This window comes from Stenotrophomonas sp. FW305-C-20-S1 (assembly GCF_058783335.1).
This window is the reverse complement of the sequence record NZ_JBYTEK010000017.1, coordinates 37453-53414: the sequence shown is the minus strand read 5'-3', so window position 1 is coordinate 53414 and position 15962 is coordinate 37453. Positions and strand designations below refer to the sequence as shown.

General features: G+C 65.8%; 13 protein-coding genes. 6 read left to right on the top strand and 7 right to left on the bottom strand.

The annotated features are described in order from the left end of the window. Positions 1 to 16 precede the first annotated feature (16 nt). Positions 17 to 544 carry a hypothetical protein gene (locus AC3WTC_RS11170; RefSeq protein WP_033831786.1) on the bottom strand — a complete coding sequence of 176 codons (528 nt, stop codon included), beginning with the start codon at positions 542 to 544 and terminating at the stop codon, positions 17 to 19. 112 nt (positions 545 to 656) lie between these two features. On the opposite strand from AC3WTC_RS11170, the gene AC3WTC_RS11165 reads away from it, so the two are divergent. After that, on the top strand, positions 657 to 1037 hold the full coding sequence (locus AC3WTC_RS11165) for a hypothetical protein (RefSeq protein ID WP_133119355.1): 381 nt from the start codon (positions 657 to 659) through the stop codon (positions 1035 to 1037). 283 nt (positions 1038 to 1320) lie between these two features. Here AC3WTC_RS11165 and gcvH read toward each other — a convergent pair whose 3' ends face one another. From gcvH to AC3WTC_RS11135, 6 genes are all read right to left on the bottom strand, one after another. Next, the gene (gene gcvH / locus AC3WTC_RS11160; RefSeq protein WP_025877788.1) at positions 1321 to 1716 is read right to left on the bottom strand and encodes a glycine cleavage system protein GcvH; all 396 of its coding nucleotides are present in this window, start codon (positions 1714 to 1716) and stop codon (positions 1321 to 1323) included. 94 nt (positions 1717 to 1810) lie between these two features. Continuing rightward, positions 1811 to 2923: a glycine cleavage system aminomethyltransferase GcvT gene (gene gcvT, locus AC3WTC_RS11155; RefSeq protein WP_218787856.1), complete on the bottom strand. Its 1113-nt coding sequence runs from the start codon at positions 2921 to 2923 to the stop codon at positions 1811 to 1813. 550 nt (positions 2924 to 3473) lie between these two features. Next, entirely contained in the window at positions 3474 to 3908 is a 435-nt protein-coding gene (locus tag AC3WTC_RS11150) for an NfeD family protein (protein ID WP_025877784.1), read from the bottom strand. 1 nt (position 3909) lies between these two features. After that, positions 3910 to 4869, bottom strand: a complete 960-nt coding sequence (locus AC3WTC_RS11145) for an SPFH domain-containing protein (RefSeq protein ID WP_025877782.1) — start codon at positions 4867 to 4869, stop codon at positions 3910 to 3912. A gap of 121 nt (positions 4870 to 4990) precedes the next feature. Next, positions 4991 to 5734, bottom strand: a complete 744-nt coding sequence (locus tag AC3WTC_RS11140; protein WP_025877780.1) for a FadR/GntR family transcriptional regulator — start codon at positions 5732 to 5734, stop codon at positions 4991 to 4993. Between the two features lie 102 nt (positions 5735 to 5836). After that, on the bottom strand, positions 5837 to 8728 hold the full coding sequence (locus AC3WTC_RS11135) for a TonB-dependent receptor (RefSeq protein ID WP_492711432.1): 2892 nt from the start codon (positions 8726 to 8728) through the stop codon (positions 5837 to 5839). Between the two features lie 330 nt (positions 8729 to 9058). On the opposite strand from AC3WTC_RS11135, the gene AC3WTC_RS11130 reads away from it, so the two are divergent. The 5 genes from AC3WTC_RS11130 to AC3WTC_RS11110 are packed head-to-tail and all read left to right on the top strand — an operon-like array spanning position 9059 to position 15955. Beyond that, positions 9059 to 10411, top strand: coding sequence for a polysaccharide lyase 6 family protein (locus tag AC3WTC_RS11130; protein ID WP_492711431.1), 1353 nt, complete (start codon positions 9059 to 9061; stop codon positions 10409 to 10411). Next, positions 10408 to 12657 carry an oligoalginate lyase gene (locus tag AC3WTC_RS11125; RefSeq protein WP_492711430.1) on the top strand — a complete coding sequence of 750 codons (2250 nt, stop codon included), beginning with the start codon at positions 10408 to 10410 and terminating at the stop codon, positions 12655 to 12657. The genes AC3WTC_RS11130 and AC3WTC_RS11125 overlap by 4 nt, the downstream gene beginning before the upstream one ends. Further along, complete coding sequence (locus AC3WTC_RS11120) at positions 12654 to 13958, top strand: MFS transporter (protein ID WP_492711429.1); 1305 nt, start codon at positions 12654 to 12656, stop codon at positions 13956 to 13958. Before AC3WTC_RS11125 ends, AC3WTC_RS11120 begins: the two co-directional genes overlap by 4 nt. A gap of 45 nt (positions 13959 to 14003) precedes the next feature. Beyond that, the gene (locus tag AC3WTC_RS11115; protein WP_032974965.1) at positions 14004 to 14756 is read left to right on the top strand and encodes an SDR family NAD(P)-dependent oxidoreductase; all 753 of its coding nucleotides are present in this window, start codon (positions 14004 to 14006) and stop codon (positions 14754 to 14756) included. 14 nt (positions 14757 to 14770) lie between these two features. After that, a complete protein-coding gene (locus AC3WTC_RS11110) occupies positions 14771 to 15955 on the top strand; it encodes a GDSL-type esterase/lipase family protein (RefSeq protein ID WP_483021545.1) in 1185 nt (394 codons plus the stop codon). Positions 15956 to 15962: the final 7 nt, after the last annotated feature.

Genomic DNA, 15962 nt, shown 5'->3' with positions numbered 1-15962 from the left:
GGCTATCGGGAAGTACTTAGATCAGCGGTGCCGGAGTTGCCGGAAGGGCCACCGGAGCGGCCTTCTTCTTGCGGGCGGCCGGCTTGCGCTTGGCAACCTTCTTGGCAGCCTTCTTCGGGGCAGCCTTCTTGGTCGCCTTCTTCGCAGTCTTCTTCACTGCCTTCTTGGCGGTCTTCTTTGTCGCCTTCTTCACTGCCTTCTTGGCGACCTTCTTGGCCGGCTTGCGGGCAGTGGTCTTCTTGGCGGCTTTCTTGGCAGTCTTCTTGGTGGCCTTCTTGGCTACCTTCTTGACGGCCTTCTTCGCGGTCTTCTTTACGGCCTTCTTGGCAGTGGACTTCTTGGCTACCTTCTTCGCAGCCTTCTTCACTGTCTTCTTCGCCGTGGCCTTCTTGGCGACCTTCTTGGCAGCCTTCTTCACTGCCTTCTTGGCAGTCGCCTTCTTCGCGACCTTCTTCACTGCCTTCTTGGCAGCGGCCTTCTTGGCGACCTTCTTCACCGCTTTCTTGGCGGCGGGCTTTTTCTTCGCAGCTTTCTTGGTTGCCATGGTGATGGCTCCTCGTCAGTGATAGGGAGTTGAAACGCCCAGGTGGATCAAACCCGCCCATGCTGCGTGCGGGGACCGCCGGCGCGTCGGGCGCGCCGTTACGGATGCGGTGATGCCCGCCACGATCGGCGGAGCAGGCATCGGAACAGGGGTCGCCTTGCATTTCTCCGGGGGAAGCGGAGCCATGTCCACCGTCTTGAGGATCGCGGTGGTCTTCGAGGGGCTGCTTCGCATCGGACGATTGATTCTGCGCACTCGGTTTGGCAGGCAAGGTCTGCTGAGGCGAAACCTAATCACGGTTTTTTTTACTGTCAACAACCCCCGCGAAAAATTTTCACATCCGCCGCGTCCCGGAAGCCCTTCCCGCGCCTGCCGATGTTCCTCCGCGAGCGCCGGCAAACACTGCATCGCGCATCGTCGCTGCCATCAACTGCGCACGAACAGCGAAGAAAAAACACTTGAAATAAGCACTCTGCGTCATGTAGGGGCCTGAAGCAGAACGCTACGCGGCGGCGCGGCCATGCATGGCAGCGCACGCGCCAACGCCAGCACAACGGACCTGCAACAAGGCCAAAAACTTTTCACATCCGGGCGCGCCGCCGCGGGGGTGGAAACGCGGATTTGCGCAAAACTGCGCACGCCTTTTGGCCGCGCTCAACACCGACTGATGCCATGGCGATGGCATGCGGCGAACCGGCCGGCATAAGTTCGAAGCCTCCTCCAAATCGAAAACGGCCACCCGAGGGTGGCCGTTTTCGTACCGGGGAAACGACGACTCAGTGCTCTTCGTCTTCCAGGCCTTCGGCGTACGCGTCCGGGTCCAGCAGCTCGTTGAGCTCGTCGCTGTTGGACACTTCGACGACGAACATCCAGCCATCGCCGTAGGCGTCTTCGTTGATGGTTTCCGGCTTGTCGGCCAGTGCCGAGTTGACCTCGACGATGGTGCCGCTGATCGGGCTGTAGACGTCGGAGGCGGCCTTCACCGACTCGACGACCGCGATCTGCTCGTTGGCCTTGGCGGTCGCGCCGACTTCGGGCAGCTCGACGTAGACCAGGTCACCCAGCAGGCCCTGGGCGTGGTCGGAAATACCGACGGTCACGCGGCCATTGCCTTCGACACGGGCCCACTCATGGGACTTGAGGAACTTGAGGTCGCCGGGGATCTCGCTCATGGGACTGCTCCAGAGATATGCAGGGGGTGGAAAAAACGGGGCTAGTGTAACCAACCGGCCGCCACTGCTGGCAGTGACGACCGGCATGTTTGGATCAGGCGTCGCCAAGCACGCCGGGCTGGGCCTGGCCTTCGCGCACGAACGGGAACTTGACCACCCGCACCGGCACCTGACGGCCGCGGATGTCGACGGTGACCTGACCGAGTTCACCGGCCGGCACGCGCGCGAATGCGATGCCCTTGGCCAGGGTCGGCGAGAAGGTGCCGGACAGGATCTCGCCCTGGCCGCTGGCAGTGGTGACCGCCTGGCCATGGCGCAGCACGCCCTTCTCATCCATCACCAGGCCGATCATCTGACGTGCGTTGCCAGCCGCCTTCTGCGCCTCCAGCACGTCGCGGCCGATGAAGTCGCGGCCCTCGTCCAGCGACACCGTCCAGGCCAGCGCCGCTTCGTAGGGGCTGATTGCTTCGTCCATGTCCTGGCCGTACAGATTCATGCCGGCTTCCAGGCGCAGGGTATCGCGCGCGCCAAGACCGGCCGGCTTCACGCCGGCAGCAAGCAGGCGGTTCCAGAACGCGACCACGGCATCCTGCGGCAGCAGGATCTCGAAACCGTCTTCGCCGGTGTAGCCGGTGCGGGCGACGAACAGTTCAACGCCGTCGTCGGACTGCACCTGCAGCGCGGCGAAACGGCCGAGCTTGCCAAGCGACTCACGGTCGGCTTCGCGGGCCAGGCCGATGACGATGTCGCGCGCCTGCGGCCCCTGCACGGCGAGGATCGCCAGGTCCGGACGCTGTTCGACCGAGACGTTGAACGGCGCAGCCTGCTCGCGCAGCCACGCCAGATCCTTCTCGCGGGTGGAGGCGTTGACCACCATGCGGAAGAAGTCCTCGCCCAAGTAATAGACGATCAGGTCGTCGATGACGCCGCCCTGCGGATTCAGCATGCACGAGTACAGCGCCTTGCCGGTGGCCTTGAGCTTGTCGACCGAGTTGGCCAGCAGGCGGCGCAGGAACGGCTTGACCTGGTCGCCGCGCAGGTCGACCACGGTCATGTGGCTGACGTCGAACACGCCCGACTCACGACGCACCAGGTGGTGCTCGTCCAGCTGCGAGCCGTAGTGGATGGGCATGTCCCAACCCCCGAAATCGACCATCTTGGCGCCAAGGGCGCGGTGGGTATCGTTGAGCAGCGTCTTCTGGGTCATGACCGGGTCCGGCAGCAGAGGAAACAAGAACGCGCATTATCCCAGATCGGTCGGCCGCAGGTCGCGCCGCAGCGCAGCGGGGGGATGTTGGCCGGCCTGCGGCCGGCGGGCGCTTTGTAAGCCAGGCAACGGCAACGGCCAAAGCGTATCGGCTCGGCGACGTCTGTGGGCTGGTGGGGCGATGTGGGGTTGCGGGACGCGCCGCAAGTACGTCCGTGTAGGCTCGTAGGCGCCATCCATGGCGCCTGCGGTCCCTCCACCCCACACCGCCCCACCCCGACAGGTTCCCGATGACGGGACGGAAGGCAAGAGCGGTTGTGGATGTCGATACATATATGGAGAGAAGTGTCGAAGCCATTGCCTGCGGAAAGGGATCCGACCCCGGGCACACAGAGCGCAGCGACCGGCGGCGGTGTCCGCGGCATGGATGCCGCGGCCAAGCCTACAAGGACGTACTTGCGGCGCCCCCTGCACAGCCCACCCGCCCGACCCAACCCAGCATCTGCTTTCAGCGGCCACACACGAGGGGCTGCGCCGTTGGCTGGAAACCCTAGGCGACCGCCTCGACCACCAGCGCACTGCCCTGCACCGCCACCACCCGCACCAGCGTGCCGGCCGGCAGCTCCGGCCCACTCACCTGCCACGACGCGTCGTCGATGCTGACCCTGCCCTGCCCGGCAACGATGGCCTGCTGCAAGGGCACCACCCGCCCGACCAGCTGTTCAGCGCGGCGGTTCAGCAGCGGCGCGTCGCTCTGCCGCGCACGCGGCTTGCCCCAGTGCCGGTAGCACTGGATGGACAGCACGCTCAGCACCACGAAAGCGACCACCTGCCACAGCACCGGGATATCGGCGAACACCGCTACCAGCGCGAACACCGCCGCCGCACCGATGCCGATCCACAGCATGAACGCGCCGGGCGCCAGCGCTTCGGCGGCGAACAGCAGCAAGGCCAACGCACCCCAGGCAACGACTTCCCAGCGCATGTCAGCCTCCAATCGGTGGCGGCCGCTTTGCCGGCGGCCGGGTTTCCTGGTTGGACAGGGCCTGCTTGGCCAGCTCGGCCACGCCGGCGATCGAACCAATCACTCCGCTGGCCTCCATCGGCATCAGCACCAGCTTCTGGTTCGGCGACGTGGCCAGTTCCTTGAACGCTTCCACATACTTCTGGGCGATGAAGTAGTTGATGGCCTGGACGTCGCCGTCGGCGATCGCCGCCGACACCACCTGGGTCGCCTTCGCTTCGGCTTCGGCCAGGCGCTCGCGTGCTTCGGCGTCGCGGAATGCGGCCTCGCGCCGCCCCTCCGCCTCCAGCACCGTAGCCTGCTTCTCGCCTTCGGCACGCAGGATCTCAGACTGCCGCGAACCTTCCGCCTCGAGGATCTGCGCGCGCTTCTCGCGCTCGGCCTTCATCTGCCGTGCCATCGCATCGAGCAGGTCGCGCGGCGGCTGGATGTCGCGGATCTCGATGCGGTTGACCTTCACGCCCCACGGGTTGGTCGCATGATCGACCACGCTGAGCAGCTTGGCGTTGATCACCTCGCGCTGGCTGAGCGATTCATCCAGGTCCATCGAGCCGATCACGGTACGGATGTTGGTCTGCACCAGGGCGATCATCGCCACTTCCAGCACCGATACCTCGTAGGCGGCCTTGGCCGCGTCCAGTACCTGGAAGAACACCACGCCATCGACGCGCACGGCGGCGTTGTCCTTGGTGATCACTTCCTGGCCGGGCACGTCCAGCACCTGTTCCATCATGTTCACCTTGCGCCCCACCCCGTAGACGATCGGGATCAGGAAATGCAGGCCGGGCGACATGGTGTGGGTGTAACGGCCGAACCGCTCGACGGTCCATTCATAGCCCTGTGGCACCATCCGCACTGCCTTGAACAGGATGACCACGGCCACGAAGGCCAGCACCGCGCTGAAGAACATGGTCGGGAACATCGCGCTTTCCTTATGGGAGACGTCCGGAGCCCAGCATAGCGCGTGGATGCAGGCGGTGCGGGTACCGCACGTTCCAGCCGAAAGCAGCCGAGCGTGGCCCGGCGCTGCAGGATGAACCCGCTCAGATCCGGGTCGTGGCCAGGAAGCGCTCGCGGTCCTGCTGGGTCTGCCGGCGGATCTCGGCCAGCGCCTGGCTTTCGGTCGCCTCCAGCATCGCCTCGAACAGGCGCTGGAAGTGATGGCGCATCGCATTGCGTGCAGCGACGGGATCGCGCGCGCGCAGCCCCTCGAAGATCGCCATGTGCTCGTCGGCGCGGCTGGCACCATCGTCATGGCACACCCGTGCGTAGACCTCGGTCACCCGCGGCAGCTCGCTGCGCATGCGCCAGATCTGCTGCACGAAATACTCGACCACCGGGTTGCCCGACAGGCGGGCGATGGCCAGGTGGAAGCGGCGGTCGTAGTCGCCGGCCTCTTCATCGGTAAGGTCACGCCGGCACAGCGCTTCAGCCAGCACCTGCAGCTCGGCGATGCCGGCCTCATCGATATTGCTTGCCGCCAGCGCTGCAGCTTCCGCTTCGAACACGGCACGCGCCGCGGTCAGGTCGAAGGCGCTGATATCGGGCAGCCCGCCGGCAGCCTGGGCCGGGCGCGGCTTCACATAGACGCCCGAACCGATACGGATCGCGATCCAGCCCTGCGCTTCCAGGGCGATTTCCGCCTCACGGATGGTGACCCGGCTGACGCCGAAGCGTTCGGCAAGTTCACGTTCGCCCGGAAGGCGCGAACCCGACGGATATTCGCCATCCTCGATCAGCTTGCGGAGCTTGGCGGCGATGGTCTGGTAGAGACGGTTGGCGGACATGCGGCTGACCCTTGGCGGTTCCCTCCGGGCCCGTCCCCGGCCACCGGGCACGGTGCGGGTCCGGTTGGAGCGACGGCGCGACCATTGGCCGCGCCGCCCTGTTCAGAACTTGTATCGTACACCGAAATACGCGCGCCGCCCGTAGCTCACCACCTCGCGGAAATTCCCGTAAAGCGGCTGGTACGCCACGCGTGGCTCGTCGGTCAGGTTCATCAGTTCCAGCGACAGCGACAGCTGCTTGTTCACCCGGTAACGCAGACGCAGGTCGACGCTGGTGTTGTCATCGTAGTAGCGGTTCTGCTGCGCCGTGTTGCCGGTGAAGTCCTGGTAATAGTGCGAACGGAACTTGCCGATGGCCTGGATGTTGAAGCGGCCCACATCCCAGTAGAGGGAACCGGACAGCACATGCCGCGAGAAGCCGCTCAGGCCGGCCGGCGGAACGATGGCCGGAATGATCGATCCATCGGCGGCCAACTGCTCGCCCAACCGCGAATCCTGGGTCTGGTAGTCGGCGTCGGCATAGTTGTAGCTGACCTTGAAGCCAAGGCCATCGAACGGCTTGGGCAGGTACGAGAACCGGTGGGTGGCACTGAGCTCGATACCGGTCAGGGTGCTGTCTTCATCGGTGGTCACCTGCTGGCGCACCGGTACGGTCACCGTCTGTCCGTTGAGGGTGTAGGTCTCCGGCACCAGCGCGGTGGCGGTGCCGCCGTTGAACTGCTTCCAGTACACCGCACCGGCCAGCAGCGTATCCGGGTTCGCATACCACTCAAGCGAGACATCGCCGTTCCAGGACATAAGCGGCTGCGCAGCCGGATTGCCGCTGGCACTGATGTCGTCCAGCGCGTCGGCCAGGCCGGTATAGGTGGCATCGCTGCTGACATTGATGGTTCGCCCGGCACCGAGTGCGGCGATATCCGGGCGTGACATCGCCCGGTACGCGCCCACCCGCAGCAACAGGTCCGGCTTCAGCTCGAACGCGGCATTCAGGCTTGGCAGCAGCTTGTCGTTGCCCGCCTTGAACACCTGGGTGGTGAAATCACCAGTGGGTTGCAAGCGGATCGTGCCGTCGCCGTTGTCGATGACCGCCAGGTCGGTGCGCACGCCTTCCGAACGCACGTCGGTCTTGACCCAGCGCAGGCCGACATTGCCGGTGACCGGCAGGCCGAACAGCGTGCTGCTGAATTCACCCATCAGGTACAGCGCGCGGGTTTTCTCGATCACATCGACGTTGTTCGGGTCCTGGAAGTCCGGGTCCAGGCCACTGTCGCTGGTGCCGCGGAAGGACGCGTAGAGGCAGCTCGGATCGAAGTACGCCCACGAGGAGATCGTATTGCCGCTGGCCGCATCCATGAAATCGTCCTGCGGGAACGGTGCACGGCAGGCACGGTTGGCGGCAATGATCTTCGCCTTGTCGGCCGCTACGCGCTGGTCGTAGTCGGTCACCAGGGTGTTGTCGCGCAGGCGGTAGTCGGCCTGGCTGGCGCGCACGCCGCCCTTGATGCGGGTGAAGAAACCGGACTCGGGCATGAAGCTGGCATCGAAGCGGCCGGCCTTGATCTTGTGGTCGTTCTCGGTCGCGCTGGAGGTCACCCGCGCCGCGCCGGTGTAGGCATCCCAGTTGTTCGGGTCGAAGTTCGGCGCCAGCGCGACGCTCGGCACCTCGCCATGCCAGTCCCAGTCGTAGTCGACATAGCCGGTGGCGCCGCTGCTGATGCCCGGCACGATGGCATTGTTGACGTCGCGCTGGTTGGCGCGCAGCCGGGTCATGCGCTCGCTGTCCAGGCGGTTGGTATGCGAATAGGAAAGATCGGTGGACAGCTCCCAGGCCGGGCTGGGGCGCAGGATCAGATTGAGGCCACCACCGGTGTATTCCTCGCCGCGCCAGTAGCGGTTGGAGGTCGAATCGATGGAAGTGCTGCCATGCAGGTGGCGGACGATGCCGTCCTCGTCCACCTCGCGCTGGGTGATGCCGCGTCGTGCATTGGACAGGCTCAGGTCGCTGCGGTCCTCGTCCCAGTTGCGCTCGGTATGTTCGAAATCGAGGTTGACCTCGACCACGTCGTTGGGCCGCCATTGGATCGCCGCGAATTCGCTCTGGCGATCATTGCGTTCCTGCTTCAGGCGATAGATGCGGCTGCTTGGCACCAGGTAGTACGGCGCGCCGTTGGCGATGGCCTGGGCGCTGACTTCATTGCAGTTGGCATTGGCCACGTTCTGCCTGCCATCGCAGGCATACCAGGTGGAGCCGCTGGTGATGCTCTCCTCCGGATCGGTGCCCTCCAGCCGCTGGATGCCCAGCGAGATGCCGAGCTTCTGGCCGTTGCCGAATTCGAACTGGTCGATGTAGCTGGCGGTACCGCGATAACCGATGCCATCGTCGTCGCGGTACTTCTTGTCATACTCGGCCCAGCTGCCGCGCAGATCGATCTGCGCCGAGCGCTTGCCGTACTCCAGCGGCTTGACCGTTTCCAGCCCGATGGTGCCGGCGACACCGCCTTCGATGATGTCGGCACGCTGGGTCTTGTAGATCGCCACCGTATTGATCAGCTCGGCCGGGAACATGTTGAAGTTCACCGAGCGGTCGCCGCTGCCGTTGGTGATCTCGCGGCCGTTGAAGTTGGTGCTGCTGAGGAAGGCGCCGAGACCACGGATCGAGATTTCCGATGCGCCGGTCTTGTCGCGGGTCGAGGCGGCACCGGTCAGCGTTTCGATCGCATCGGCCAGAGATGGCGCGGGCAGGTCGCCGATGTCATCGGCCGACAACACATCGGCGATCACCGTGTCGTCGCGCTTCTTGTTGATCGAGCTCTGCATCGATTCGCGGATGCCGGTGACCTGGACCTGGTCCAGGGTGGTGGCGTCCTGCCCGGAACCGCTACCGGCAGACTGCGCCTGCACGGCCGGTGAAGCCGCCAACGCAGCGAGCAGTGCCACGATCAGCGGTGTGGGTGACAACGGTGTACGACGTACAACTCCGGCTGGTTGCCGCATGGTTTTCCTCCTCCCAAAGGATCGCCCGGACGGTAGGCGTGGGACGCAGCTTCGACACGCCGACACAGAAATGTCAACCAACTGGACTGGATTTTTCGTAATACCTTTGATTCAGACCGGTTGCCCGGCATTTCATGTGCTGATGCAGCATGACTTTGCGCGCAACGTGGCTTACAACACACCTACCAAGTGGTATGCACACCCACTCCGAAACCGCGGCACCGCCGTCTCTGGAAGGACTTCATGCGCATTCAACCGACTTCGCACCGCCTTTCGAAACCCGCCCTTGGATATTGCCTGGCAATTGGACTGGCATACTGCCTGACCAGCTTGCCGGCGAACGCTGCGAGCTGGCTGGTCCATGATGCCGCCGAGTTCGCCACCGCCGCTGCCGCACTGCAACCCGGCGATGAAATCGTGCTGGCCGATGGCACCTGGACCGATGCGCGCCTGCTGCTGAAGGGCCAGGGCACCGCCGCCGCACCGATCGTGCTGCGCGCGCAGACGCCGGGCAAGGTGATCCTCAGCGGGGGGTCGGACCTGCGCCTGGCCGGCAGCTACCTGCAGGTCTCCAACCTGGTATTCCGCAACGGCTACACCCCGGGTGACGCCGTGGTGGCGTTCCGCGAGTCGAGCAAGGCAGTGGCCAGCCACAGCCGCGTCACCGGCCTGGTCATCGATGACTACAGCAACCCCGATGGCAGCGACCAGGACTACTGGGTGTCGCTGTACGGCAGCAACAACCGCCTCGACCACAGCCAGCTGCGCGGCAAGACCAACGCTGGCCCGACGGTGGTGGTGGTGCGCGATGCCACCCAGGGCCTGGACAACCAGCACCGCATCGACCACAACTGGTTCGGCCCGCGGCCAGCGCTGGGCGTCAATGGCGGAGAGACGATCCGTGTCGGCACCAGCGACACCTCGCTGAGCGATTCCAACAGCACGGTGGAGCACAACTGGTTCGAGGGCTGCGATGGCGAGACCGAGATCGTCTCCAGCAAGTCCGGCGGCAATACCTTCCGCAGCAACGTGTTCTATCGTTCGGCCGGCGCGCTGACTCTGCGCCATGGCAACGGCAACCGGGTGGTCGACAACCTCTTCCTCGGCGACGACAAGGCCGGCACCGGCGGCGTGCGCATCATCAATGCCGACCAGACCGTCAGCAACAACTACTTCGAACGGCTGGCCGGCTCCAGCAACCGCTCGGCACTGGCGGTGATGGATGCACAGGCCAATCCGCCGTTGTCCGGCTACGCGCCGGTGGTCAACGCGACCATCAGCCGCAACACCTTCGTCGACGTGGCGAAGATCAGCTTCGGTGTGGGCCATGACGAAACCAAGGGGATCGTGGTTGCCGCCAGCAACAGCCACTTCAGCGGCAACCTGATCGTCAACCGCACCAGCAAGAATCCACCGAATGCGGCCAGTTCGCTGGCCGGTATCGCCTTCAGCAACAACGTGCAGTCGCCGCAGGCCAGCAGCGTGTTCCCGGGCGGGGTGAGCAGCGCCAGCATTACCCTGCAGCAGGCCGCCAGCAGCCTGTGGGTGCCGGCAACGCCCCTGCCCACCCTCGGCGCCGATCCGGCGCTGGCAATGACCCCGCGCGAACAGACGGGGGTGGACTGGTATCCCAAGGTGGGCGAGGTTGCCCTGTCACGCACCAGCACCGGAGTTGATCGATGAGGTTGCAGCCGCTGTCCCTTTGTTCCCACCGTCTGGCGCTCGCCCTCGCCCTGGCCGCTCCCTTCACCCTGTTGCCGACGGCACCGCTGCATGCGGCACCTGCCGCAGCCGCGCGACAAGGCGATACCGCGCCGGTACTGGTGACCGCCGCGCAGTGGCAGCAGATGGCCAGCGAAGGCAGCCGCTATCCGTGGTTCGCCAAGGAACAGGCGCGTACGCAGAAATCGCTGCAGAAGATGATGAAGGCCGGCATCGACGTGCCGGTGCCGAAGGACAAGGGCGGCGGTCGCACCCATGAGCAGCACAAGCGCAACTACCAGGCCCTGCTGGCCGCCGGCACCCTGTACCGGCTGACCGGCGACAAGGCCTATGTCGCCTATTCGCGCGACATGCTGCTGCAGTACGCCAAGCTCTACCCGACCCTCGGCCCGCATCCGGAAGGACGCGGGCAGATTCCCGGCCGGGTGTTCTGGCAGGTGCTCAACGATTCGGTCTGGCTGGTCAACGCCATCCAGGGCTACGACGCGATCCGCGATGCGCTGTCGCCGCAGGATCGGCAGACCATCGAATCGCAGGTGTTCCGGCCGATGGCCGAGTTCCTGGCCAGCGAGCCGAAGAACTACGACCAGATCCACAACCACGCGACCTGGGCGGTGGCCGCCACCGGCATGACCGGCTACGTGCTGCGTGATCGCGAACTGGTGGAGAAATCGCTGCGCGGCAGCCGCAAGGATGACCAGTTCGGTTTCCTGCGGCAGATCGACCTGCTGTTCTCGCCCGATGGGTATTACGAGGAAGGCCCCTACTACCAGCGCTATGCGCTGGCGCCGTTCCTGCTGTTTGCCAACGCGATCGAACGCAACGAGCCGCAGCGGAAGATCTTCGCGCGCCGCGACGGCGTGCTGCTGAAGGCGGTGGACGTGCTGGTGCAGACCAGCTACGACGGCCTGTTCTTCCCGATCAACGATGCGATCCTGGACAAGGGCATCGATACCGAAGAGCTGGTGGCTGGCATCGGCATCGCCTATGCGCAGGCCGGCGATGACCGTCTGCTGTCGGTCGCCCAGCAGCAGAAACGCCTGCTGCTGTCGCCGGAAGGGCTGCAGGTGGCGCAGGCGTTGGCAGCCAACAAAGCCAAACCGTTCGACTACCGGCCGATGCTGCTGCGCGACGGCCCGGACGGTGAACGCGGCGGCCTGGCGATCCTGCGCATGGGCGGCGAACGCGGCCAGGTGCTGGTGCAGAAGGACACCATGCAGGGCATGGGCCACGGCCACTTCGACAAGCTCAACTGGCTGTTCTACGACAATGGCAACGCCGTGGTGACCGACTACGGCGCGGCGCGCTTCCTCAACGTGGAAGCCAAGCGCGGTGGCATCTATCTGGCCGAGAACCGCAGCTGGGCCAAGCAGACCGTGGCCCACAACACGCTGGTGGTGAACGAGCAGAGCCACTTCAAGGGCGACTGGAAGCGCGGTGAGGAACTCGCCCCGCAGGTGCGCTTCTTCCAGGCCGACGCAGATACCCAGATCGCCTCGGCGACGATGCGCGATGCCTATCCGGGCGTGGTGTTCACCCGCACCCAGGCACTGCTGCGCCACCCCGAACTGGGCCTGCCGGTGGTGCTGGACCTGCTGCAGGTGCACGGCGACAAGGCTGCACGCTACGACCTGCCGCTGCACTTCAACGGCCACATCGTCACCACCGGTTTCGAGGCCGAGCATTTCCCTGCCCAGCGCCCGGTGCTCGGCAGCGACAACGGCTACCAGCACCTGTGGCTGGACGCACGCAGCAAGGCCGGCAGTGAGCCGCGCACGCTGGCGTGGCTGCTCGACGGACGCTTCTACACCTACCGCTTCGGCAGCAGCGCGCCGGCGCAGGCGTTGCTGGTGGAGAGCGGTGCCAATGATCCCGAGTTCAACCTGCGCCGCGAACCGGCGCTGCTGCAGCGCGTGGAAGGACAGAAGGATGTGACCTTCTTCAGCGTTCTGGAGCCGCATGGCGAGTACAACGGCACCGCCGAGTACGTGCACGGTGCCGACAGCCGCATCAAGCAGATCAGCCGCACCCGCGGCAATGATGCCGAGGTGCTCGAGCTGCGCCTGGCCAGCGGCGCCCGCATCGCACTCGGCGTGGCCGACGACAGCGACGCGAAGGGCGAACACAGCGTGACGGTGGATGGCCATGCCTACCGCTGGAGCGGCAGCCATGCGCGCATGGACCGCAGCAAGGGTGAGGCACGATGAACGGCCCCTCGGCCGTGGCCACGCTGCGCAAGGTGCCGGTGCGCTCGGCCGTGCGCTGGCTGATCGTCGGCCTGATCGCGGTGGCCACGGTGATCAACTACATCGACCGCAATGCACTGGCGGTGATGTGGCCGGAGATCGCCAGGGAAGTCGGCGCGACCAAGGACGATTACGCACTGCTGGTGACCGTGTTCATGCTGTTCTATGCCGCCGGCCAGTTCCTGTTCGGGCGCCTGTTCGACATGATCGGGACGCGGCTGGGGTTCGCGTTGTCGATCAGTGTGTGGTCGATCTCGATCGCGCTGCATTCGGTCACCCACTCCATGCTCTCCTTCAGCGTGGTGCGGGCGATGCTGGGCATCAGCGAAGCCGGTGCCTGGCCCGGCGCGGTGAAAGCCAATGCCGAGTGGTTCCCCGCGCGTGAGCGTGCCCTCGCACAGGGCATCTTCAACGCGGGCGCGTCCATCGGTGCCATCGTTTCGGCACCGGCCATCGCCGGCATGTACCTGTGGCTTGGCTGGCGCGGCACCTTCGTGCTGGTCGGTGCACTTGGCTTCCTGTGGCTGCTGCCATGGCTGTTCGTCTATCGCGCCGGCCCGGACAAGCATCCGTGGGTGAGTGACGCCGAGCGGCGCCTGATCATGGAAGACCAGGCTGGCCAGCAACGCGTGGATGCACCGAAGGTCAGCGTGCGTTCGCTGCTGGCCCACCGGCAGAGCTGGGGCATGCTCGCCTGCCGTTTCCTGCTGGATCCGATCTGGTGGCTGTTCGTGTCGTGGCTGCCGATCTATCTGGCCGAGACCTTCGGCTTCGACATCAAGCAGATCGGCCTGTTCGCCTGGGTGCCCTTCGTCGGCGCCATGCTCGGCAGCCTGAGCGGCGGCTGGCTGTCGGGGCGCCTGATCAATGCCGGCCAGAGCGTGGACCGTGCGCGCAAGCTGTCGATTTCGCTGGGCTGCGTGATCATGGCACCGGCCCTGCTGGGCGCGGTACTGGCCAACCAGCCGCTGTTTGCGGTGCTGGCGATTGCAGCAGTGCTGTTCGGTTTCCAGATCGCCATCGGCAACATCCAGACCCTGCCCGGCGATCTGTTCGACGGCCGCTCGGTGGGCACGCTGGCCGGTCTCGGCGGCCTGGCCGCCGTGGCCGGAACGTTGATCACCACCTGGCTGGTGCCGGTGCTGACCCGCCATTCCTATGCACCGATTTTCATCCTCGTCGCCGCACTGGTGCCGCTGTCGCTGGCCGCGCTGTGGTGGTGGACCGGACCGATCCACAAGCTCGACCGCACCGACGGTTGAGCCCCCATTCCCTCGCATTCCCCCGCAAACCAAGGAGTTTCCCGCATGTCGTTCCAGGACAAGGTGGCCATCGTCACCGGTGGTGGCCGTGATATCGGCCGTGCCGTCTCGATCAAGCTGGCTGCGGCCGGTGCACGCGTCTGCCTCAACTACGCCAACGACGAAGCCAGCGCGCAGGAGACGCTGGCGCTGATCAAGGCGGCCGGCGGCCAGGCCATCGCCCACCGCGCCGACGTCACCGATCCCGCCGCCGTGGCCGGCCTGGTCGCAGCAACGCAGGCTGCATTCGGCCAGCGCATCGACGTGTTGGTGAACGTGGCCGGCGGCATGGTCGAGCGTCGTCCGCTGGCCGACATCGACCCAGCGTTCTTCCACAAGGTCATCGACCTCAACCTGACCTCCACCTACCTGACCACCCACGCCGTGGTACCGCACATGGGCGAAGGCGCGGCGATCGTGAACTTCGCCTCGCAGGCCGGTCGTGATGGCGGAGGCCCTGGCGCGGCGATCTATGCCACTGCCAAGGCGGCTGTGATGACCTTCACCCGGGCCATGGCCAAGGAGCTGGGGCCGAAGGGTATCCGCGTCAACGCACTGTGCTGCGGCATGATCGCCACCCGCTTCCATGACGAATTCACCAAACCGGAAGTGCGTACGGCGGTGGCCGGCGCGACGCCGCTGCGTCGCCAGGGCCTGCCGGAGGAAGCCGCCGATGCGGCGGTCTACCTGGCGTCGGCAGCGGCAGCGTTCATCACCGGTGCCAACCTGGACGTCAACGGCGGCACCTACTTCTCCTGACCGGATCGAAGCCCATGCAGCGCTGGATCACCCTGCTTTCCCTGGCCATCGGCACCGCCGTGGCCGCCCCCGTGGCGCTGGCCGCACCGGTCTGGGTCACCGCCTGGACCGCTTCGCCCGCGCCTGACCGCAAGGATGGCAGCGCTGACGCGCCCGTGCAGTTCGCAGCGCAGACCGTGCGCCAGGACATGCGCCTGGGTAGCAGGGGCGATGCGCTGCGGCTGCGCATCAGCAACGAACTGGGCACCACGCCGCTGCATGTGGAAGATGTACGGGTGCGCCTGAAGGATGGCAAGGCGGCAGCGCTGCCGGTCACCGTCGATGGACGCACGTCCATCGACGTACCGGTGGGCGCAGCGCTGCTCAGTGATGCACTGCCCTTGCGGGTTGCCGCCCTGCAGGAGATCAGCGTGACCGCGTACTTCCCGCAGCCCACCCGCCCTGCGGTGCGCCGTACGGTGGTGCGGGTGGCCGACGGAAAGCAGGACGCGGTGGCCGACAGCGTGCGCGTGGGCTACCAGCAGAACGTGTTCTCTGCGGTACTGGTGCAGCGCGCGGACCGGCCGCAGGTGATCGTGGCCCTGGGTGATTCCATCACCGAGGGCGCAACGGCGTCACGTGGCTCGTTCAACCAATGGCCCGAGCGCTTGGGCCAGCGCCTGCAGCAGGCGTGCCCGGACCGCTTCGTCGTGCTCAACCAGGGCATCAGCGGCAACAAGCTGCTGGACCATGGCCGCAGCCACAGCGCACTGTCACGGCTGGATCGCGACGTGATCGCAGTGGCCGACGCCGACCAGGTGATCCTGTTCGAAGGCATCAATGACATCCGCCACGGTGGCGGCGCACAGCCGCTGCCGGGACGCAGCGCGGCAGACATGCTGCTGGGCTACCGCCAGGTGGCCACCCGGCTGCATGCACATGGTATCCGCGCTCATCTCGGCACACTGACGCCCTTCGGCGATTCGGAGCGCTACGAACCGGTATCGGCCGCCACCCGCACCGCGATCAACCAGTGGGCGCGTGGCCAGGACACCGGCTTCGATGGCGTGGTGGATTTCGATGCGGCCCTGCGTGATCCGAAACAGACGGAATCATTGCCGGCGGACATCACCCGCGATCATCTGCACCCGAACGACGAGGGCTACCGGCGCATGGCCGACGCAATCAACCTGGCGGCGCTGGGCTGCAACGCGCGTTGAAAGAGCG